General features: G+C 70.8%; 19 protein-coding genes. 8 read left to right on the plus strand and 11 right to left on the minus strand.

The features are described 5' to 3' along the window. Positions 1 to 75: 75 nt before the first annotated feature. A complete protein-coding gene (locus TAE01_RS04395) occupies positions 76 to 1,086 on the minus strand; it encodes an aldo/keto reductase family protein (RefSeq protein ID WP_147063820.1) in 1,011 nt (336 codons plus the stop codon). Positions 1,087 to 1,300: 214 nt separating this feature from the next. Between TAE01_RS04395 and TAE01_RS04400 the strand changes: the two genes are divergently transcribed. After that, complete coding sequence (locus TAE01_RS04400) at positions 1,301 to 1,708, plus strand: transferase (RefSeq protein WP_147063822.1); 408 nt, start codon at positions 1,301 to 1,303, stop codon at positions 1,706 to 1,708. Positions 1,709 to 1,834: 126 nt separating this feature from the next. Here the strand turns inward: TAE01_RS04400 and TAE01_RS04405 are convergent, their stop codons facing one another. Then, a complete protein-coding gene (locus tag TAE01_RS04405; RefSeq protein ID WP_147063824.1) occupies positions 1,835 to 3,220 on the minus strand; it encodes an NAD-dependent malic enzyme in 1,386 nt (461 codons plus the stop codon). Between the two features lie 214 nt (positions 3,221 to 3,434). Between TAE01_RS04405 and TAE01_RS20810 the strand changes: the two genes are divergently transcribed. The 4 genes from TAE01_RS20810 to TAE01_RS04420 all read left to right on the plus strand — a co-directional run bounded on the left by TAE01_RS20810 (position 3,435) and on the right by TAE01_RS04420 (position 5,868). Beyond that, entirely contained in the window at positions 3,435 to 3,713 is a 279-nt protein-coding gene (locus TAE01_RS20810; protein ID WP_246111130.1) for a hypothetical protein, read from the plus strand. Further along, complete coding sequence (locus tag TAE01_RS20815) at positions 3,607 to 4,335, plus strand: polysaccharide deacetylase family protein (RefSeq protein ID WP_281289267.1); 729 nt, start codon at positions 3,607 to 3,609, stop codon at positions 4,333 to 4,335. Before TAE01_RS20810 ends, TAE01_RS20815 begins: the two co-directional genes overlap by 107 nt. A gap of 124 nt (positions 4,336 to 4,459) precedes the next feature. Next, positions 4,460 to 4,939, plus strand: a complete 480-nt coding sequence (locus TAE01_RS04415; protein ID WP_147063826.1) for an ArsR/SmtB family transcription factor — start codon at positions 4,460 to 4,462, stop codon at positions 4,937 to 4,939. After that, entirely contained in the window at positions 4,936 to 5,868 is a 933-nt protein-coding gene (locus TAE01_RS04420; RefSeq protein ID WP_147063828.1) for a cation diffusion facilitator family transporter, read from the plus strand. The genes TAE01_RS04415 and TAE01_RS04420 overlap by 4 nt, the downstream gene beginning before the upstream one ends. 198 nt (positions 5,869 to 6,066) lie before the next feature. Here the strand turns inward: TAE01_RS04420 and TAE01_RS04425 are convergent, their stop codons facing one another. The 5 genes from TAE01_RS04425 to TAE01_RS04445 form a co-directional block, all read right to left on the minus strand. Then, a complete protein-coding gene (locus TAE01_RS04425; protein ID WP_147063830.1) occupies positions 6,067 to 6,777 on the minus strand; it encodes a hypothetical protein in 711 nt (236 codons plus the stop codon). A 288-nt stretch (positions 6,778 to 7,065) separates the two neighbouring features. Continuing rightward, on the minus strand, positions 7,066 to 9,990 hold the full coding sequence (locus TAE01_RS04430; RefSeq protein WP_147063832.1) for a vitamin B12-dependent ribonucleotide reductase: 2,925 nt from the start codon (positions 9,988 to 9,990) through the stop codon (positions 7,066 to 7,068). Positions 9,991 to 10,085: 95 nt separating this feature from the next. Continuing rightward, complete coding sequence (nrdR, locus tag TAE01_RS04435; protein WP_147063834.1) at positions 10,086 to 10,583, minus strand: transcriptional regulator NrdR; 498 nt, start codon at positions 10,581 to 10,583, stop codon at positions 10,086 to 10,088. A gap of 463 nt (positions 10,584 to 11,046) precedes the next feature. Beyond that, entirely contained in the window at positions 11,047 to 12,309 is a 1,263-nt protein-coding gene (locus tag TAE01_RS04440; RefSeq protein WP_147063836.1) for an MFS transporter, read from the minus strand. Then, a complete protein-coding gene (locus TAE01_RS04445) occupies positions 12,306 to 12,956 on the minus strand; it encodes an ArsR/SmtB family transcription factor (RefSeq protein WP_147063838.1) in 651 nt (216 codons plus the stop codon). Before TAE01_RS04445 ends, TAE01_RS04440 begins: the two co-directional genes overlap by 4 nt. 128 nt (positions 12,957 to 13,084) lie before the next feature. Between TAE01_RS04445 and TAE01_RS04450 the strand changes: the two genes are divergently transcribed. Then, entirely contained in the window at positions 13,085 to 14,377 is a 1,293-nt protein-coding gene (locus tag TAE01_RS04450; protein ID WP_147063840.1) for a sensor histidine kinase, read from the plus strand. An 86-nt stretch (positions 14,378 to 14,463) separates the two neighbouring features. On the opposite strand, the gene TAE01_RS04455 is transcribed toward TAE01_RS04450, so the two are convergent. From TAE01_RS04455 to TAE01_RS04465, 3 genes are all read right to left on the minus strand, one after another. Beyond that, positions 14,464 to 16,227: an alpha/beta hydrolase gene (locus TAE01_RS04455; RefSeq protein WP_147063842.1), complete on the minus strand. Its 1,764-nt coding sequence runs from the start codon at positions 16,225 to 16,227 to the stop codon at positions 14,464 to 14,466. Then, positions 16,224 to 16,526, minus strand: coding sequence for a hypothetical protein (locus TAE01_RS04460; protein ID WP_147063844.1), 303 nt, complete (start codon positions 16,524 to 16,526; stop codon positions 16,224 to 16,226). Before TAE01_RS04460 ends, TAE01_RS04455 begins: the two co-directional genes overlap by 4 nt. Positions 16,527 to 16,847: 321 nt before the next feature. Next, the gene (locus tag TAE01_RS04465; protein WP_147063846.1) at positions 16,848 to 17,270 is read right to left on the minus strand and encodes a LysM peptidoglycan-binding domain-containing protein; all 423 of its coding nucleotides are present in this window, start codon (positions 17,268 to 17,270) and stop codon (positions 16,848 to 16,850) included. 228 nt (positions 17,271 to 17,498) lie between these two features. Here TAE01_RS04465 and lexA point away from each other — a divergent pair, with 228 nt between their 5' ends. Together lexA and TAE01_RS04475 are read left to right on the plus strand one after the other, a co-directional pair. After that, positions 17,499 to 18,224: a transcriptional repressor LexA gene (gene lexA / locus TAE01_RS04470; protein ID WP_147063849.1), complete on the plus strand. Its 726-nt coding sequence runs from the start codon at positions 17,499 to 17,501 to the stop codon at positions 18,222 to 18,224. Between the two features lie 9 nt (positions 18,225 to 18,233). Beyond that, positions 18,234 to 19,178, plus strand: a complete 945-nt coding sequence (locus tag TAE01_RS04475) for a hypothetical protein (protein ID WP_147063850.1) — start codon at positions 18,234 to 18,236, stop codon at positions 19,176 to 19,178. 37 nt (positions 19,179 to 19,215) lie between these two features. Here TAE01_RS04475 and TAE01_RS04480 read toward each other — a convergent pair whose 3' ends face one another. Continuing rightward, the gene (locus TAE01_RS04480) at positions 19,216 to 20,160 is read right to left on the minus strand and encodes a Sir2 family NAD-dependent protein deacetylase (protein ID WP_147063852.1); all 945 of its coding nucleotides are present in this window, start codon (positions 20,158 to 20,160) and stop codon (positions 19,216 to 19,218) included. Positions 20,161 to 20,207 lie beyond the last annotated feature (47 nt).

Raw genomic sequence — 20,207 nt, forward strand, 5'->3', positions numbered from 1 at the left:
GCGTATGCCGTCCGGCGCGTCCCAGGGGAACGCGGCGGACGGCATACGCCCTCGTGCAGACCCAGCGAGTGGGCGTCAGGCGACGCGCTGCTGCGGCGCGGTCTCCTTGGTCTTGCCCGGGTCCTTCTCCACGATGTCGCCGAGGACGTCGTCGATCTTCGTCATGAGCTCCGGCTCGAGCTTCACCCCGGCGGCCTTGACGTTCTCGCCGACCTGCTCCGGACGCGAGGCACCGACGAGCGCGGCCGCGACGTTCGGGTTCTGGAGCACCCAGGCGACGGCGAGCTGGGCCATGGTCAGGCCGGCTTCGTCGGCGATCGGCTTGAGGTTCTGGACGCGGGTGAGCACGTCGTCGTTCATGAAGCGCTTGATCATGTCGGCACCGCCCTTCTCGTCGGCGGCACGCGAGCCCTCGGGCGGCTGCTGTCCGGGCTGGTACTTGCCCGTCAGCACACCCTGCGCGATCGGGCTCCACACGATCTGGCTCACGCCGAGCTCCTCGCACGTCGGGACGACCTCGTCCTCGATGACGCGCCACAGCATCGAGTACTGCGGCTGGCTCGAGATGAGCTGGAAGCCGAGCTCCTTTGCGAGAGTGACGCCTTCACGGATCTGCTCGGCTGTCCACTCACTGACGCCGATGTAGAGCGCCTTGCCCTGCCGCACGACGTCGGCGAAGGCCTGCATCGTCTCCTCGAGCGGCGTCTCGGTGTCGTAACGGTGAGCCTGGTAGAGGTCGACGTAGTCGGTCTGGAGCCGCTCGAGCGAGCCGTTGATCGACTCCATGATGTGCTTGCGCGAGAGCCCGGTGTCGTTCTTGCCGCCCGGGCCGGTGGGCCAGTAGACCTTCGTGAAGATCTCGAGGCTCTCGCGACGCTCGCCCTTGAGGGCTTCACCGAGCACCGTCTCGGCCTTGGTGTTGGCGTAGACGTCGGCCGTGTCGAAGGTGCTGATGCCGGCGTCCAGCGCCGCCTGCACGCACTGGGTGGCGACGTCGTTCTCGACCTGCGAGCCGTGGGTCAGCCAGTTGCCGTACGTGATCTCGGAGATCTTGAGTCCGCTGTTGCCGAGGTATCGGAAGTTCATTCGTCTACCGTATGCCGCCCGATCGAGTCGGGAAGAGGCGCCCGGTCGAGGCGTGAGACGGGTGCAAATGGAACTCTCGACGCGGGTACGAACGTTGCTCAAGGACCGGCGGCCCATCCGCCGACCGGAGCGGAATCTTCAAGTACACGTGAACGTTGAAGCGCACGTGGAAACGTGGACTTGCCGTCCACGACGAACCCGAAGGGGGTGCACCATGAGGCGACGGAAGTACGAGGAGTTCGAGGCGGACAACGGGGCTTTGCTGCGCTACGCCCGCCACGACAACGGTGGCGGATTCGTCGAGTCGCACGCCCACGTGGATCCCACGGCCTACATCGGCGAGACCGCCTACGTCGACCGCGGCGCCGTGGTCGGCACGGGCGCCCGGGTGGCCGGCGGCGCCTGGGTCGAGCGCGAAGCCGTCGTCCACGCCGGAGCCAGCATCGGCACCGGGGCGCACGTCGCCTCGGGAGCCGTCATCGGGCGTGACGCCAGGATCGGCGCTCGGGCGAAGATCGGCGCCGACACCCACGTCTGGGACGGCGCCCGTGTCGACTCCGACGACGTCGTGCCTCGCGGTGCCGTCGTGCGCACGGACACCCGTCGGCGTCACGCCGCCTAGCGGCCTCTCTCCGCAGTCGCACCGATCGGTGGATCGGTGCTCCGTGCGGAACATGTGCCGATGTGCGGCTCGGGCAGGTGCTGCGTCGCCCGGGGTGGCCGAGCCGCCGCGCCCGGGGGTCCGGTCCTAGGTCGACTCGGCCACCCGGCATACGGCTGCGGCGACTGCTGGTGCCACGGCGGCGTCGAAGACGCTCGGGATGATGAAGCTCGCGTTGAGCTCGCCGGGCTGGACCGAGTCGGCGATCGCCGTGGCCGCCGCCACCATCATGGCGTCGGTGATGTCCGAGACGTGGGCGTCGAGCAACCCCCGGAAGAAGCCGGGGAAGACGAGGACGTTGTTGATCTGGTTCGGCGCGTCCGAACGGCCGGTCGCGACCACGGCGGCATGCTCGCTGGCGGCGATCGGGTCCACCTCGGGGACGGGGTTCGCGAGCGCGAAGACGATGGCGTCAGGCGCCATGGTCGCGATGTCGTCGCCGGTGAGCAGGTCGGGGGCCGAGACGCCGATGAAGACGTCGGCGCCGACGAGGACCTCCCTCAGGGTGCCGCTCTCGTGCCTCGCGTTGGTGTGGTCGGCGATCCACTGGCGGAACGGCTCCATCCCCTCGTTCCCGTTGTGGACCGCACCCGTACGGCCGCACGCGACGATGTCCCTGGCGCCCTGGGTGAGCAGCAGGCGGATGATCGCGTGCCCGGCAGCCCCGACTCCCGAGACGACGATGCGGACGTCGTCGATGGACTTGTGGACGACCCGCAGGGCATTCTTCAGGGCCGCCAGGACGACGATGGCCGTGCCGTGCTGGTCGTCGTGGAAGACAGGGATGTCGAGGAGGTCGCGCAGCCGTGCCTCGATCTCGAAACACCGTGGCGCAGAGATGTCCTCGAGGTTGATGCCGCCGTAGACCGGCGCGATCGCGCGCACGGTGGCGACGATCTCGTCGGCGTCCTGGGTGTCGAGGCACACGGGCCAGGCGTCGACTCCCCCGAACTGCTTGAAGAGTGCCGCCTTGCCCTCCATCACGGGGAGCGCGGCGAGCGGTCCGATGTTGCCGAGCCCCAGCACCGCCGATCCGTCGGTCACGACCGCGACGGTGTTGCGCTTGATGGTGAGCCGGCGGGCGTCCTCGGGGTGCTCGGCGATGGCGTGGCAGATGCGCGCGACGCCGGGCGTGTAGGCCCGGGACAGGTCGTCACGGTGCTTGAGCGGCACCTTGGGGTTGACCTCGATCTTGCCGCCGAGGTGCAGCAGGAAGGTCTGGTCGCTGACCTTGCGGACGACCGCGCCGGGGATCGCGGCGATCGCGCCGGTGATGAGATGCCCGTGCGCCTCGTCGCGGGTGTCGCAGGTGACGTCGACGACGAGGCGATCGGTGCGGCTCCCGGCGACGTCGAGCGCCGTCAGCGCGCCACCGGTCGAGGCAACGGCCGTCGTGAGGGCCGCGGTGGCGTTGGCCGCGGCAGGGACCTCGACCCGGACGGTGATCGAGTAGCCAGGACTCGGGATGGCCATGTCAGTCCTCTCGCGCGGAGCGGCAGTACCCCACCCGGCCATCCTCCACCCCGGGAGGCGAACGGGTCAGGATGTGGCGACTGTCTGGTCGGGCACATCGGTGTCGCGCCCCGGACGGCAGGCGGTGCAATGGAGTGGGAGGAACCATGACCAGCCGTACGTCCTGCCTGCGGACCATGACCATCGCGGCCACGCTGGCGCTGGCACTCGGAGCGTGCCAAAGCTCGGCCGGACCCACGCCCGCGGCATCGGTCACCTCCCCGACGAGCGCCTCGCCGATCGGCCCGTCGGCGTCCACCGAGACCCTCCCCTCACCCACGTCACCGACATCGCCGCCGCCGTCCATGACCACCCGACCGACGCCGTGGCCGTCGCCGTCGCCGTCCATGACCACCCGATCGACGGCGCCGACGACGCGGACGCCGCCGACGACGCGGACGAGCACCCCGTCACCGGCGACCTGCTCCATCCCGTCGCGGCTGACGGGTCGTGACCTGACCACGCTGGGGACCGATCGGAAAGTCGTGGCGCTCACCTTCGACGCCGGCAGCGGGAACGAGGGGGTCCCCTCCATCCTGCGGACCCTGGAGTCGCAGCGCGTCCCGGCCAGCTTCTTCCTCACCGGTCAGTTCGTCGACGCGTTTCCCGGCAGCGCGCGGGCGATCGCGTCCCGCCACCCGGTCGGCAACCACACCTACTCCCACCCGGACCTGACCACGCTCGCCTCGTCGGCGATCCGTAACGAGATCCGCCGTGCCGCAACGCGCATCAAGGAGGTCACGGGGCAGGACCCGCGCCCGTGGTTCCGCTTCCCCTTCGGTGCTGTCGACGCTCGGACCATCTCGGTCGTCAACGCCGAGTGCTACGTCCCCTTCCGTTGGACCGTCGATACGCTCGGCTGGGAAGGCACCTCGGGTGGACAGTCCGTCGGCTCCGTCGTCGCGCGAGTCACGTCCGCCGCACGACCCGGAGAGATCGTCCTCATGCACGTCGGCGCGCACCCGACCGACCACTCGACCCTCGACGCGGACGCGCTGCCCCGCATCGTCAGTGAGCTGCGCGCTCGCGGCTACACGTTCGTCACCCTGGCCGCGGTCATCGGCCCGGCGCCCTGACGACTCCCCGAGACGGGTGGCTTCGTCGATGAGCGTTGGTCCATCGCAGGAGTTGGAGGCGAACGGCGGAGGTTCGCCCACGCGCAGGTTTGGCCGAGCGAGACCGTCGCCCTAACATCTGATCATGCGTTCAGATGATGGAGTTCTGGAGATCGGCGAGTGCACGGACCACTGCGTGCACCCCGAGACGGTGCGACACGTCCGCTCCCGAGCCCTGCCCGAGAACGACCTCGCTCAGGTCGCGGCGGTGTTCAAGCTGCTCGGGGACCCGACGCGCGCCAAGCTGCTCTACGCCCTCCTCGAGGCCGGGGAGCTGTGCGTCTGCGACCTCGCCGCCTCCACAGGCGTGGCCGAGACCACCGCGTCGCAGTCGCTGCGCCTGCTGCGGGCCTCGCAGGTGGTGACGGCGCGACGCGAGGGGCGCCTCATGTACTACCGCCTCGCTGACGCCCACGTGCGCATGCTGCTCGACCTGACCCGCGAGCACCTGACCCACGAGCCCGACGCCGGCAACGGGGCGGAGCACGTCGCGGCGGTCCGCCCCATCGAGTCCACGCGACGGGCGGGCGGACGACGTCCCGTGCGTTCGGGGGCCGAGGCGTGAGCCACGGACACGGACATGGACACGGCCGCGGTCCCTCGGCCGCGGGCGCGCACCGCTGGAGGCTCCAGTTCGCGTTCGCAATGGTTGCGGTCTTCTTCGTCGTGGAGCTCGTGGCCGGCCTCAGCACCCGCTCGCTGGCTCTCGTCAGCGACGCCGGCCACATGGCGGCCGACGTGGTCGCTCTCGGGTCGGCGATCGTCGCCACCCGCATCGCGACGCGCAAGGACACGACGGGACGCCGGACCTTCGGCTCCTACCGGGCCGAGGTCTTCGCCTCCGGTCTCGCGGTCCTGCTCATGCTCGGCGTCTCGGTCTACATCGGCATCGAGGCGGTCGGACGCATCGGAGCAGAGGCCGAGGTCTCCTCCGGCCCCATGCTCGTCGTGGGCGCGATCGGACTCGTCATCAACGTCGTCAGCATCGCCCTGCTGCGCGGCGGGGCGAGTGAGAGCCTCAACGTCAAGGGCGCCTACCTCGAGGTCCTCGCCGACACGCTCGGCTCGGTCGGGGTCATCGTCGCCGCCGTTCTCGTGAGCACGACGGGGCAGCAGTGGTGGGACACAGCCGTGGCGTTGGCGATCGCGCTGTTCGTCGCCGGCCGGGCGGTCATGCTCGGTCGTGAGGTCCTCACCGTCCTGGGCCAGCACGCCCCGGCCGGGATGCACCCGGACGACGCGGAGCGCGCGCTGCGTGAGGTCGCCGGCGTCGTCGAGGTCCACGACCTGCACGTGTGGACGCTGACGTCCGGGATGAACGTCGCCACCGCACACCTCGTCACCGCCGCGGCGCAGCCCGGCGAGGCGTCGGCGGACGCCGGAACGATCCTCGCGCAGGCCGCTGCCGTGATGCGCGACCGCTTCGGCATCGAGCACGCCACCCTCCAGGTCGAACCGGCCGGATCCAGCGCGTGCGCCCAGACGACCTGGTGAGAACCTCCGGCCATCAGCCACGACGGCCTCGGTGCCGGGAGGGCTGCCACCGCGAAACGGCCCGAACCCCAGTGGGTTCGGGCCGTTTCGCTGATCAGGTCCGCTGTCATCCGCAGCGCGGCGCCCCCCAGAGGGCCTCGGAACTGCTGCACACGCGAAAGCCGGCGGTGTGCATCCCCGCTGCCGGATACCGATCAATCAGAGGGCGCTGGGGGTGAGCGGGGCGATCACGGCGTAGTCGGGACCGAAGTAGTCGTTCGGCTCGGCGAACATCTCGAGCTGGATCTGCTGGCCGGTGAACGGGCTGAGGTCGAGGGTGACGGTGGCAGCCCCGGTCGGGTCGGTCCAGAAGGCGACCGCGTGACCGGCGCAACGGACGCCGACGCCGTAGAGGGCGTTGGCTCGTAGCCCCGTGAAGACCGCGGTAGCGGTGGTGCCGGCGAGGGTGATGGTGCCGGGCGAGGGGGGCTGCGTCGTGCTGGTCGTGGTGGTCGTGGGCCCGGAGACGGTGCTGGTCTGGGTCGGGAGTTCCTCGCCGTGGCTGCCGGGGGCGCCGTGGTGCGCGGTCGTGGTCGTGGTCACGCTCGAAGGGGTGGTCGTGGTCGTCGTCCAGGCAGTCAGGACTGGCGCACCCGGGGTGCAGGCGCCCGCGATGTTCACTGCGTACTCGAGGTCGTAGGCCGGTCCGGACGTCGACGTGAACGTCGCGGGAGCTGGTGTGACGGTGACGATCGGGGTCCCCACCGTGCTCGTCGTCGTCGTGCATGTCGTGACGCCCCGTGAGAAGGAGCAGCCGGCCGGGACCGCGGAGGCCGGGTTGCCGCCCGTGGCGGCGCTGGCCGTGCCGGACATGACAGCGAGCAGAACGACGGACGTGGCGAACGACGCGGCGATTCGAACCTTGTTCACGAGTGACTCCCAGCAGGTGCGACGTCAGGGACGACGTCGACGGTGTCCCGACTGTCCGAACGATCAGCCGGACCCTGGCGGCTCGGTGAGGGAATCGGCGCTGGGTTCACCCGGATCGTACGAGGCGCCCAGCTGATGCGGAGCCGTTTTGAGAAGAATGCCCGGCTCGCCCTCGGCGATCGTCGGGGCGGACCGGCCGTCATCCCCGATGGGGAAAACACGTGGGGCGGCACCGATGTACGGTGCCGCCCCAGTGACGGTCAGGTCAGACTTCGACCGGTGAGCTCATCAGCTGCAGCCGCTGGTGCTGCCGCAACCCTCGCAGACGTAGCAGGATCCGGCGGGACGCATCTTCGTGCCGCAGGTCATGCAGATCGGCGCGTCGGCGGTGATGCCACCGAACTTCTCGAGCAGCTCGGCGGAGCTGTGCACGTCGGACGACGCCTGACGAGCAGACGCGGCACCGGCGCCGGACTTGACCTCCGTCGCGTCGAGCTCGCCCTTGGACGACTCCTCAGCCTTCGGCTCGGCCTTCTTCGAGACCGGAGCCGACTGCTGCAGCGACTCGAGCTCGTCCTCGAGGTCCTCGTCGGACTCGTCGGACTCGATGGCCTCGTAGGAGCCGGTCTCGACCTGGCGAGCACGCTCCGACGCCGTGTGGATGCCCATGAAGGAGCGGGTGTCGAAGTCGAGGTAGTCGAGCGCCAGGCGGCGGAAGACGTAGTCCATGATCGACTGCGCCATGCGCACGTCCGGGTCGTCCGTCAATCCGGCCGGCTCGAAGCGGAGGTTCGTGAACTTCTCGACGAACGTCTCGAGCGGCACGCCGTACTGCAGACCGATGGAGACCGCGATCGAGAAGGCGTCCATGACGCCGGCCAGGGTCGAGCCCTGCTTGCCGAACTTGAGGAAGATCTCGCCGAGCTGCTGGTCGTCGTACGTGCCGGCCGTGAGGTAACCCTCGGCGCCACCGACGGCGAACGACGTCGTCTGCGAGCTGCGGCGCTTGGGCAGGCGGCGACGGACCGGGCGGTACTCGATGACCTTCTCGACCTTGACCTCGGCAGCAGCAGCGTCGGCGGCGGCCTTGTTGTCCTTGGCCGTCGAGCCACCGTCGGACAGCGGCTGGCCGACCTTGCAGTTGTCGCGGTAGATCGCGAGCGCCTTGATGCCGAGCTTCCAGCCCTGCATGTAGACGTCCTGGATCTCCTCGACCGTGGCCGTCTCGGGCAGGTTGACCGTCTTGGAGATGGCACCGGAGAGGAACGGCTGCGTCGCGGCCATCATGCGCACGTGGCCCATGGCCGAGATCGAGCGTGCGCCCATGGCGGTGTCGAAGACCTCGTAGTGCTCGGGCTTGAGGCCGGGGGCGTCGATGACGTGACCCTTGTCGGCGATGTACTCGACGATCGCCTCGACGGTCTCGCCGGTGTAGCCCATCTTGCGCAGCGCCCGGGGGATCGTCAGGTTCACGATCTGCATCGAGCCGCCGCCGACGAGCTTCTTGAACTTCACGAGCGAGAAGTCGGGCTCGATGCCGGTCGTGTCGCAGTCCATCATGAAGCCGATGGTGCCGGTGGGGGCCAGGACCGACGCCTGGGCGTTGCGGTAGCCGTGCTTCTCGCCGAGCTTGACGACGTCGTCCCACGCCTTCGTCGCGAGCTGGTGGATGTCGGAGTCCATCGCGTCGAGCGTCTTGATGTTGTCGTTGGCAGCCTGGTGCTTGCGCATGACCCGCTTGTGGGCGTCCGCGTTGCGGGCGTAGCCGGCGTAGGCGCCGACGACCGACGCCATCTCGGCGGAGCGCTTGTAGGCGGCACCCGTAAGCAGCGAGGTGATCGAGGCGGCGAGCGCGCGGCCACCCTCGGAGTCGTAGCCGTGGCCGGTCGCCATGAGCAGCGCACCGAGGTTGGCGTAGCCGATGCCGAGCTGGCGGTAGTTGCGGGTCGTCTCGCCGATGGGCTCGGTCGGGAAGTCCGCGAAGCAGATGGAGATGTCCATCGCCGTGATGACGAGCTCGACGACCTTCTGAAAGGTGACGGCGTCGAATGTGTCGTCGTCGCGGAGGAACTTCAGCAGGTTGAGCGAGGCGAGGTTGCACGAGGAGTTGTCGAGCGACATGTACTCCGAGCACGGGTTGGACGCGGTGATGCGGCCCGTCTCGGGGTTGGTGTGCCACGCGTTGATCGTGTCGTCGTACTGGATGCCCGGGTCGGCGCACTCCCAGGCAGCCTTGGCGATCTTGCCGAAGAGCTCACGGGCGTCGACGGTGTCGATGACGGAGCCGTCGCTGCGCGAGCGCAGGCCGAACTCGGTGCCGTCCTCGACGGCCTTCATGAACTCGTCGTTGACGCGGACCGAGTTGTTGGCGTTCTGGTACTGGACGGAGACGATGTCCTTGCCGCCGAGGTCCATGTCGAAGCCGGCGTCGCGCAGGGCGCGGATCTTGTCCTCCTCGCGCGCCTTCGTCTCGACGAACTCCTCGATGTCGGGGTGGTCGACGTCGAGGACGACCATCTTGGCCGCGCGACGCGTCGCCCCGCCCGACTTGATGGTGCCGGCGGACGCGTCGGCGCCGCGCATGAAGGAGACGGGGCCCGAGGCCGTGCCGCCGGAGGACAGCAGCTCCTTGGAGGAGCGGATGCGGGAGAGGTTGAGGCCGGCGCCGGAGCCGCCCTGGAAGATCTTCCCCTCCTCCTTGTACCAGTTGAGGATCGAGTCCATCGAGTCGTCGACCGAGAGGATGAAGCATGCGGAGACCTGCTGCGGGCTCTTGGTGCCGACGTTGAACCAGACGGGCGAGTTGAACGAGAAGACCTGGTGCAGCAGGGCGTGCGTCAGCTCGTGCTCGAAGATCTCGGCGTCGTCGGGCGAGGCGAAGTAGCCGTTGCTCTTGCCCGCGGCGGCGTAGGTCAGCACGACGCGGTCGATGAGCTGCTTGAGCGACACCTCGCGGGCCGCGGTGCCGACGGCTCCTCGGAAGTACTTGGTGGTGACGATGGTGCTGGCGTTGACCGACCAGAAGTCGGGGAACTCGACGCCGCGCTGCTCGAAGATCGTCTCGCCGGTCTTCCAGTTCTGCTGGACGACGTCGCGCTTCTCCCACGTGACCTCGTCGTACGGGTGCACGCCGGGCGTGGTGTAGATGCGCTCGATCTTGACGCCCTTGGCGCCTGCCTTCGAGCGTGAGCTGCGGTTACCGATCTCCGTCATGTCGTGCGGCCTCCCTGACCGAATCTGCTGCTGGGGATGAGTCTTGCGTGGAGCACCGACAGTGGGCGGGTGCTCCGGTGGTGCGTGGAGGGTGGTTACCGCTGGGCGTCGAGCGGGGTGGGAGCGGTGGGCTCCTCCCCCAGCGCGTCGCGCTCGGCTCGAAGGAGCGCGATGGCTCCCTCGAAGTCCTCGAGGCTCTCCCACGCCTGGTAGACACTGGCGAACCTGAGGTATGCGACCTCGTCGAGCTCGCGGAGCGGTTCGAGGACGGCCATGCCGACCTCGTGCGCCTCGATCTCGGCGTTTCCCTGCGACCTGATGGTCTCCTCGACCTTCTGCGCGAGAAGGGCGAGGTCGTCCTCGCTGACCGGACGTCCCTGGCATGACTTGCGCACACCGGTGAGGACCTTGGCCCGGCTGAACGGCTCGGAGGCGCCGGACCGCTTGATCACGTTGAGGCTCGAGGTCTCGAGCGTGGTGAAGCGGCGGTTGCACTCGGGACACTGGCGGCGGCGGCGGATGCACGCGCCGTCGTCGGTCGTGCGCGAGTCGATGACCCGCGAGTCGGTGTGGCGACAGAACGGACAGTGCACGTCTGCTCACCTTCCCTTCCCGAGACCCAGTCGTTCCGACGAGATGCGGCCGTCCCGGCCGCCGCCCGCGACCGAGGTCCCCGGCCGACCGGTGTTCGTGGGACCGGGCGGGTCTGGGGACGGATCTGGGGACGACGTGGGGATGACCTGTGGGTAACCCCCGTTTGGCTGGGGACTACATGTGGACGTCTTACATCTGTGTAACTACTAGATGTAGGGGTAACTGTAGGCATGGTGTGACCCTGATCGCAAGCACACGCGACGGATCCGGCGCGTCGGGCCGCTGACCTGCACAAATGCCACTCGAGTCCCATCCGCACCGGGCGTGTCGCCGTCGCCGGACCCCCACATGTTGGGGTGGGCACGTCTCGGCGATCCCCCATCTACCGCTGTGCGGGTCTCGGGTCCGACGACCTCGCGTATGCCGCGTGCTCGCGACACCGGGGCGCGCGCACGACCCGGGTCAGCGGAGCCGGGCGATCCCGGGACGGGTCGCGAACCACAGGCAGAGGGCTGCCATCGCCGCGCCGTAGACGCACGCCGCCGCGAGCACCGAGGACCCGGCGGCGAGCGCCCCGAACGCCGGGATCGCGAGGGGCACCAGTGCCATGTCCCCGAGGCTGGACACCGAGGAGACCCGCCCGAGGTGGCTCGGCGCCACGGTGCGCTGGTAGGTCCCGGAGAGCCAGACCGACGCCGAACCCGCAGCGACCCCGACGAGGGCCATGGCGGCGATCAGGGTCACCCGTGACCCGATCCCCGTGGCCGCGAGGCACAGGCCCTGCCCGACGAGCACGGTGAAGCCCGCCTGCGCAGGCCGGGCGACGCGCCAGCGGATCGCGAGGACGCTCCCCGCGATGGCGCCGGTCGCGAAGGCCGCCTCGGCCGCCCCCAACCAGGCCGGCCCCCACCCGGAGCCGCTGACGCGCAGCGCGACCCCGAGGGCGATGACGGGCGAGACGAAGACGTTGAGGGCAGCGAGCCCCAGCACCAGCAACCGTGCCGACTCGTCCCGACGCAGGTAGGCCGCGCCGTCGCGCAGGCTCGAGACCCACGACGAGTGCGGCGTTCTCGGCATGCGGTAGCGAGGGCGCACGACGAACGTGAGGACGGCCGCGACCGCGACGAACGTGACGGCATTCGCGAGCATGGCCCCTGAGGGGCCTGCCACGGCGACGGCCATCCCACCCGCGGGAGCACCGAGGAGGCGCGCCAGCCGGCCCCCGATCTGGCTCCAGCCACTCACGGTCGCCAGGTCGCTCGAGCGGACGAGCTGCCGGGAGAGCGTGGCGGAGGCCGGGAGGGTGAGCCCCGTCGCGGTCCCGAGCACCACCCCCATGGACAGCAGGAGGGGCGCGCCGCGCACCCCGGCCGACCACGCGAGCGCGCCCCCGACCAGGACGAGTCCCTGGACCAGCCGTCCCGTGACGAGGATCCTCCTGGTGTCCCAGCGGTCGGCGATGACTCCACCGACGAGCACGAAGACGGCCTGCGGGAGCATCTCGGCGCCGAGCACGAGCCCGGCCATCGCCGGTGACAGCGTGTGCACCGCGGTCCAGGCGAGCGCCACCGTCCACACGGCGTCGCCGAACCACGACACGGCCATCGTGGCAACCCAGGCCTGCACCATGCGGTCCCGGCCCAGACGCGGCGGCGACTCGCCCACCAGGGTCGGGTGCGCGAGGGGACCGGCCGAGGCCGTCGCGGTGTCGGGCTCGGCGCTCACGGCTTCACCGGCCCGCTGGGGAAGACCCGGGCGGACACCCGGACCGGCAGGCGCTCCGCTCCGGGATGCACTCCCGCGTCGGCCCGGCACTCCTCGCTCCACTCGACGACGAGCTCGGTGAAGCGACGGCTGAGCTCGGCCATCTGCTCGACGGTGGCGGCCATGAGCGTGTCCGTCGCCACCGCGGCGCGCCGCACCTCCGGCGCCGCGGACTCTCCCTCGGCGAGCCACCGCTGCACGGCGCGCACGTGGTGACGGAAGTTCTCCGCCTCCGCCGTCGCGGCGATCCGGCGCGCGACGGTCCCATCGCCGTAGTCGGTGGACTCCCACGACACCTGCCGTGGGCGGCTGCGCCACCAGCTCTCCCTCGTGTCTCGGGCCAGCTCGGGTGCGGGCTCGACGAAGCCGTGGCGGTGCAGGGTGCCGAGATGGTGGCTCACCGAGCCGACGGCGAGGTCGGTCCGCCGAGCCAGCATGCCCACGGTGGCAGGCCCTTCGACCGCCAGCAGCTCGCAGAGCCATCGCCGCGTCGGGTGGTGGAAGGCGGTGAGCACGTCGAGCAGGGCGTTGCCCGTCTCACCACCGACCTCGCCGGTCGTGACGGGGCTCGTGGGCAGGTGGCGCTCGGAGGCACGGCGTCGAGGCATGCATGCAGTCTCGGCCGACAGCACGAGTCCGACAAGGCTTCTTGTATAAGTCCCCCGGCGTCTCCGTCATCGAGATGCGCCGGTCCGGGTCCTTGCCCACGGCAGCTCCATGACAGAGTCTTCCTATCGTGACAATCCGGACATCAGCATCAGAGGTCCTCGAGACGGCCCGCCGACGCGACGACGCGCTGGCCGACTACGGCGTGCTGGGCGACGACCCACCGCAACGTGAGCTCCAGGCGCTCGTCGACATCGCCGCCCAGGTGTGCGCCGTCCCCCGGGCCGCGATCAACATCATCACGGCGACCCAGCAGCGGCAGATCGCCACGACCGGCTTCGCCGCATCGATCTGCGCGCGTGAGGACTCGATGTGCGCCGCCGTGCTCGACCACACCGACCGGGTCGTCGTCGCGGACGCCAGTCTCGACGCGCGGTTCCGGGAGAACCCCTTCGTGACGGGGATCCTCGGCAACGTTCGCTTCTATGCGTCGGCGCCCCTCACGACTCCGGACGGGGTCATCATCGGCCGTCTGTGCGTCTTCGACCCACAACCCCGAGAGCTCCTCGAAGCCCAGGAGGCAGCCCTCGTCGCGATCGCCGAGCGCGTCGTCGACGTGCTCGAGCTGCGCCTGCGCACCCGTGAGCTGGAGGACTCCCTGCACGCCCTGACGCAGACGAAGGACGAGCTCCACCGCTCCAACGAGGCACTGTCGGTCTTCGCCGGCCAGGTGAGCCACGACCTGCGCACCCCTCTCACCGCGATCATGGCGAGCACCGAGATGCTCGGTCAGCAGCCGGGGGTCACCGGTAACGCCTGGTCCGAGCGTCTCGTCGCGACGGCCCATCGGTCCGCGACGCGGATGGCCGGGATGATCGAGCAGATCCTCGCCCACGCCAAGGTCGGCGCGGAGCTCCACCGGACCGACACGGACCTCGCAGCGGTGCTGGCCTCGGTGCTGGAGGACCTCGCGCCCACGCTCGAAGCGCGAGGGGCCACCGTCGTCTCGGGCGGGTTGCCCACGCTCCCCGCGGACGAGCAGCAGCTCTACTCGGTCCTGCTCAACCTCGTCTCGAATGCCGTGAAGTACGCACGTCCCGACGTCGCCCCGTCCGTCCGCGTGTCCTCCGAGCACTGCGGTGACAGCTGGCGCGTCGAGGTGCACGACAACGGCATCGGCATCTCGGCCGCGGACCGCGACCGGGTGTTCGAGCTGTTCAACCGGGTCGAGACCTCGGTCGACGGCAGCGGCATCGGCCTCGCCACCGTCAAGAGGATCATCGAGGCGCACGGCGGCGCGATCGGGATCCGGTCGGCAGACGGCCCGGGAACCGTCGTCTGGTTCGAGCTCCCGGCGGAGGTCGTCGAGGACGAGGGGACGCGCCCGGACTCTCCCGACGGACCGGGCCCGGAGCGCGACTGACGGCAGCCGGCCCCCGGGCGTGAGACGTCCGAGGACTGCCGAGCGGCAGCTCGGGGACGCGTGGACGGCGGGCTCGGAGGCGTGGCTCAGGGGACCATCCGCGGGAACCTCAGGGGATCGGTCCCCGCGCTGGGGCCAATGGTCGTGCAGGCCCGCTCGTCGGCGCCCTGGAGGACGCGGAGGTCGGGCCGGCCGGCAGCGATGGCGGTGAGGTTGCGCCTGCTGTCGGTGCCCTCGCGCAGGTAGTCGGAGTGGCCGGTGGACGTGCGACCGACGTCCACGAAGTCGGACCGCGGTCGCAGCCAGTGGTTGCACCCCGCGCCTGCCTCCTTCAGTGCGAAGGTCGACAGGCGTGTGGCACCGACGACCGCTCCGGACGGGGTGCCGTGCACGGCCCACCCGTAGTCGAAGACGTCGTCGCCCAGGGCCCCGAGCACGTTGAGCGCACCGGGCTTGAGCGCGGTCGCCGAGACGTCGGAGAAGGGCAGCGCCGGAGCGCCGAACACCGCGACGTCGTCGACGGCACTCGTGCGGAGCGAGGCGAACCCCGCCAGCAGCGCCCCGTAGGAGTGAGCCCAGACGGTCTGGTGCGCCGGTCGGTCACGCGCCGCCTCGAGACCGGTCGTGAAGTCGGCCAGAGCAGCGGCGTTGTCCCGAGCGAGCTTGGCGTTCAGGACGTTGCGGTCGACGGAGGTGACGATCTCCCGGACCTGTGGCGCGTCGTAGCCCATCCACGTCACGACGGCGACGTCGTGCCCGGAGGCGACCGCCCGCGCCTCGGAACGCATGCGCACGAAGGTGTCGTCGTAGCGGCGCAGGTCGGTGCCGACCATGGTGGACAGCCCTCCGACGAACGTCACGACGTGCTCTGCGCGGTCCACGTCCCCGACCGCGACGACCGCCTTGACATCGGGGCCGCTCGCGTCGACGAGCAGCAGCCGCCGCTCGCCGCCGTCACGCCGCGCCACGACGTCTCGGACAGCCCGGAGGGCTGCGAGGTGCTCGTCGGCACGGCGACGCTCTGCGAGGCCGGCGAGGCCGATCGACCGCTGCGCCGCGTGCGCCCGCTCCCCGGCGACCGCCTCGGCCCGCGCGAGCAGCTCGAGGTTGGCCTCGTGGCGCGCCTCCGCCGGCACACCGTCACGTGGCCCCACCCACTCGGGCCGCTCCCGGATCACCGTCCGGCGTTCCTCGTCGGTCAGCGACCGCCACCACGCCGCAGAGGCGAAGACCGCTCCGCCTGCGCCGGCCCCGTTCGGTCGGGGCGGAGCCGGGGGCAGGGTCCCCGTGCCCGACGGACCCATCACGCCGGCCGTCGCACCACGTGCCGAGGACAGGAGGTCGCGCAGCAGCTCCTCGTGGGTCTCGGAGGCGGCCCGGCACGCCTGCGCCAGGCACGCATGCACCTCGGTTCGGAGGAGGTCGTCGAGGCGGGCACGATGGGCCTCGAGCGCGGGCTCGCCGAGCGCCGCGCGCACGGGCAGGAACAGCCGCCCCTCGCCGTCGACCCATGCACCCTCGTCGGCGGCGCGCCGGTCGGCACAGCCGACGAGGTCGATCGCCGCCTGCATGCGCCCCGCCGCGCGCCCCACCGCCTGCCCCGCGACGGCGATGCTCGCCGCGAGCCCACCGAGCCCTGCCACCACGAGGCCGTAGCGGTCCGCCGCGGCGGAGGAGGCCGCCCCCGACCACCGTGGGGCGGCTGAGCGGCGCCACAGCACCAACTCCGCGACCACCAGCACCCGTCGGCGACGGTCCTCGAGCCCGCGGCCGACGGCAGCAAGCACCTGCGGGCGGGTCGAGCGGATATCGCGCACCGACACGGCCGACGAGATGCCCCCGACGGTCATCGGGAGGCCCCGGACGATCGCCCGACGCTGTCCCGAACACGGTCGTCGACGGCGTCATAGGCGTCCGCCGCCGCCTCGAGCGAGCGGCCCAGCTGCTGCAGCTCGCGGCGCGTCGCCGACAGGCGCGCGTCCCAGAGGGCCGAGATCTCACGCAGCCCGGGTGCGACCCGGGCTCCGGGCAGCGCACCGGCGATCGGCTCCAGCTCGCCGGCCACCCCGAGCCCCTGCACCCGCAGCACGGCCTCCGTCATCGAGGCGACGTCGTCGCGCAGCGTCGCCGTGTCCACGTCGTAGCGCATGTCCTCTCCCTTCCCGAGGACAGCCACGCTAGGCCGGGCGACGGGCGGGCCACCGACGTCATCCACAGGAGCTGATCGGGCACCGCTGCGCCCCAAGGGAAACCGGAACACCCGGTCCCTGGCCGCTCAGGGCGCCAGGACGCCAGAACGCCAGAACGCCGCACCCCGGTCAGGGGTGCGGCGTTCGGGGCAGGAACGGCGGGGTCGAAGCGCCGCTACCGCCAGCCGCTGAAGGTGGAGCCAACGCGGCAGATCGAGGGAGGGTGGACAGGGAGCCGAAACACGGCATACACGGTCGACCGGGACCGTGGACCGGCGAGCTCAGCGAGCCGGGATGACGAGCTTCTGGCCGGTGTGGATGGCGGTGCTGCTCAGCGCGTTGGCGACCTGGAGCTCGACGACGCCCTCGGCGGTGGTCAGCTCCGGCAGCTCGTGGGCGGCGACCCCGGACAGCGTCTGACCCGCGCGCACCGTGACGGTGCGTGGCTCGCCCGTGGCCGAGGCGAGCTGGCCGGCCAGACCCACCCCCAGGACGGAGACGACGGCAGCGACGAGCAGGGACACGACGAGCCGTCCGAACCGGGTCAGGCGCAGCGGAGGCTGCGCGGCACGAGCTGCGCGGGCGGCCCGCGCGGCGTCGGCCCCCGTGGGCACGAGGACGAGACGTGGCCGACCGGTCGACGGCGACCGCGTGGGCTCCTCGGCCTGCTGGTGACGAACGGCCTCGAGGACGATGGCGCTCATGGTGACCTCCCCTTGCTCCAGAACTGGCGAACACATGTTCGATAGAACGTCTGTACGAGTTATAGCACGTATGTTCGATGAAGTCGAGACACGCCTCGAACAGGTGTTTGGCAACTGTGTTCGAACTCCGTAGTCTTTCCTCACACCACAGACCTCATCAGCCACCACCGACACTGGCCTCCCACCCGGCGTCACAGCGCGGCCTGACGAGCCGACGAAGGGGACACCATGGGCGTGACCGAGCTTCCCGACCGCGAGACCGGCGACGGCCTGACCGTCCGCCAGCGGAGGGTGCTCGAGGTCATCCGCAACTCCGTCGACCGCCGCGGCTACCCGCCGAGCATGCGCGAGATCGGCGACGCGGTCGGCCTGGCCAGCCCCTCGAGCGTCTCCCACCAGCTCAACGCGCTCGTCGCCAAGGGCTACCTGCGACGCGACCCCAACCGGCCGCGGGCCCTCGAGGTCGTCTCCCCCGACGCGAAGGCGGAGGAGCTCGGCTACCGCGGGGGCGACGCCACCCCGCTGCGTCCGCGCGGGGACCAGTACGACACCGAGACCGACTCGGGTGACGCCCGGCCCGAGGCGTCCTACGTGCCGGTGCTGGGCCAGATCGCGGCCGGCGTCCCGATCACGGCCGAGGAGGTCGTCGACGACGTCTTCCCGCTGCCCAAGCAGCTCGTGGGCGAGGGCGACCTCTTCCTGCTCAAGGTCAACGGCGACTCGATGGTCGAGGCCGCGATCTGTGACGGCGACTGGGTCGTCGTGCGCCAGCAGCAGCACGCCGACAACGGCGACGTCGTCGCGGCGATGCTCGACAACGAGGCGACCGTCAAGACGTTCAAGCGCAAGGACGGCCACGTCTGGCTCATGCCGCACAACCCCGACTTCTCCCCCATCGACGGCGACGACGCCACGATCCTCGGCAAGGTCACCGCGGTCCTGCGCCGTCTCTGAGGCCCATCGATGCCCCTGACGTCGGACCTGCCCTCGGACCTGCCCTCGGACCCGTCGCTGCCGACGTCGCGCACCCGGGACGTCGTGCTCACCTACCGCTACCTGCGCGGGGCGATGATCGCGCTGCTGCTCCTGCTGCTGCTCTCGGTCGGCTACCAGTGGTGGTGGGAGACGGGCCACTCGTGCTGGCTCGGGTCGATCAGCGCGTACTACTACACGCCCGCGCGCGCCGTCTTCGTCGGTTCGCTGTGCGCGCTCGGGGCCAGCCTCGTCGCCTACAAGGGGCACTCTCCCGAGGAGGACGTGCTGCTGGGCTTCTCCGGGCTCATGGCCTTCGTCGTCGCCTTCGTGCCGACCGTCCCGGACGACCGGTGCGGTCCCAACGCCTACAGCCAGACCCCGGCCGAGATCGCCGCTGCCGTGCGCAACAACATCTGGTCGTTGGTTGTCGTGGCGGTGCTCTCGGCGGCCGTGACCGCCTGGCTCAAGCGCGGCGCGACGACGCGCAGCTCCTCGGAACGGCCGTCGGTGCGATCGGTGCTCGTCACCGTCGCCTGCGGGGCGGTCCTGCTGGGCGAGCTCGTCCTCTTCCTCGCGCTGCCCGACCGGTTCATCGCCCTCAGCCACGACATCGCTGCCGGCACCATGGTGGCCGGGGTTATCGCCGTCATGGTGCTCAGCGCGCTGCGGGCCGAGGAACGCCACCGGGGCGCCGACGAGGGCACGGTCTACAAGCGGCTCTACATCGCCATCGCCCTGGCGCTGGCGGCAGCCCTCGGTGTGACGGTCGTGGCCGCCCTGAGGGTGCACGGCTTCGACCACCTCGTGCTCATCGCCGAGGTCATCGTCATCGTGCTCTTTGCCGCCTACTGGGGCGTGCAGACCAAGGAGCTGTGGGACCTCCGCGCCTCCGACGGGGTCGAGGCGCGCGCGACGCGGTCGGTCGTCGAGTAGCGGCACCGACGGGCCGCGCCGCCCTCCGCGACCTCCCTCAGTGGCCCAGCGCGGTTCGGAGTCCGGTCAGGGTCGGGCCGAGCGGGGCGTGCAGGCGCAGGGTCGCCTCGGCATCCCCGCGCGTCGCCGACCGCGTCACGATGGCGACCGGCACGTCGCGCTGGTGGGCGCGGCGGACGAACCGGTAGCCGCTCATGACCGACAGCGACGAGCCGAGCACGAGAACGGCGCCGGCCGTCTCGACGAGCGAGAAGCACTGCTCGACCACGGACTTGGGCACCGACTCACCGAAGAAGACGACGTCGGGCTTGACGGTGTCGTGGCCGCAGACGAGGCAGCGTGGGGCGTGGAAGGACTCGACGAGGGCGTCCGCGAGCACGATGTCGCCGTCGGGTCGGACCTGCTCCCCCCACTGCGAGCCGACGGCGTGGGCCATCTGCGCGAAGCGCTCCATGAAGCCGGGGTTCGCCTCGGTCATCCTCTCGTGCAGACCGACTCGCGTGGTGTACTCACCACAGTTGAGACAGACGGCCCGGTCGAGCGAGCCGTGCAGCTCGATGACGTCCGTCGCGCCGGCAGCCTGGTGCAGGCCGTCGACGTTCTGGGTGATGACCGGCCCGACGTAGCCCGCGCGCTGCAGGTCGGTGACGACGCGGTGGCCCTCGTTGGGTTCGGCCGCGTTGAACCGCTGCCAACCGATGTAGCTCCGTGCCCAGTAGCGGCGCCGGGCCGCGCTCGACCCGGCGAACTCCCCGTACGTCATCGGCTCGACTCGGCGCGTCCCGTCCGGTCCCCGGTAGTCGGGGATGCCCGACTCCGTCGAGAGGCCGGCCCCGGAGAGGACCACGACGCCGCCACCGCTGACGAGGTCGACGAGGTCGTCGAACGTGCCGAGGTCGTGCGTCTCGAGGGGCAGGGTGCGCGTCGTGGAGAGCCGTGTCGTCGCGGTCGACTGCGGGGGTATGCCGTTCGGCTGCTGCACCCTTCCAGCCTACGGGTCACGCGCCGACCCCTTTCGAGCAGCCGGTT

The organism is Terrabacter aerolatus (genome assembly GCF_007991735.1).
Taxonomy (GTDB): Bacteria; Actinomycetota; Actinomycetes; order Actinomycetales; family Dermatophilaceae; genus Terrabacter; species Terrabacter aerolatus.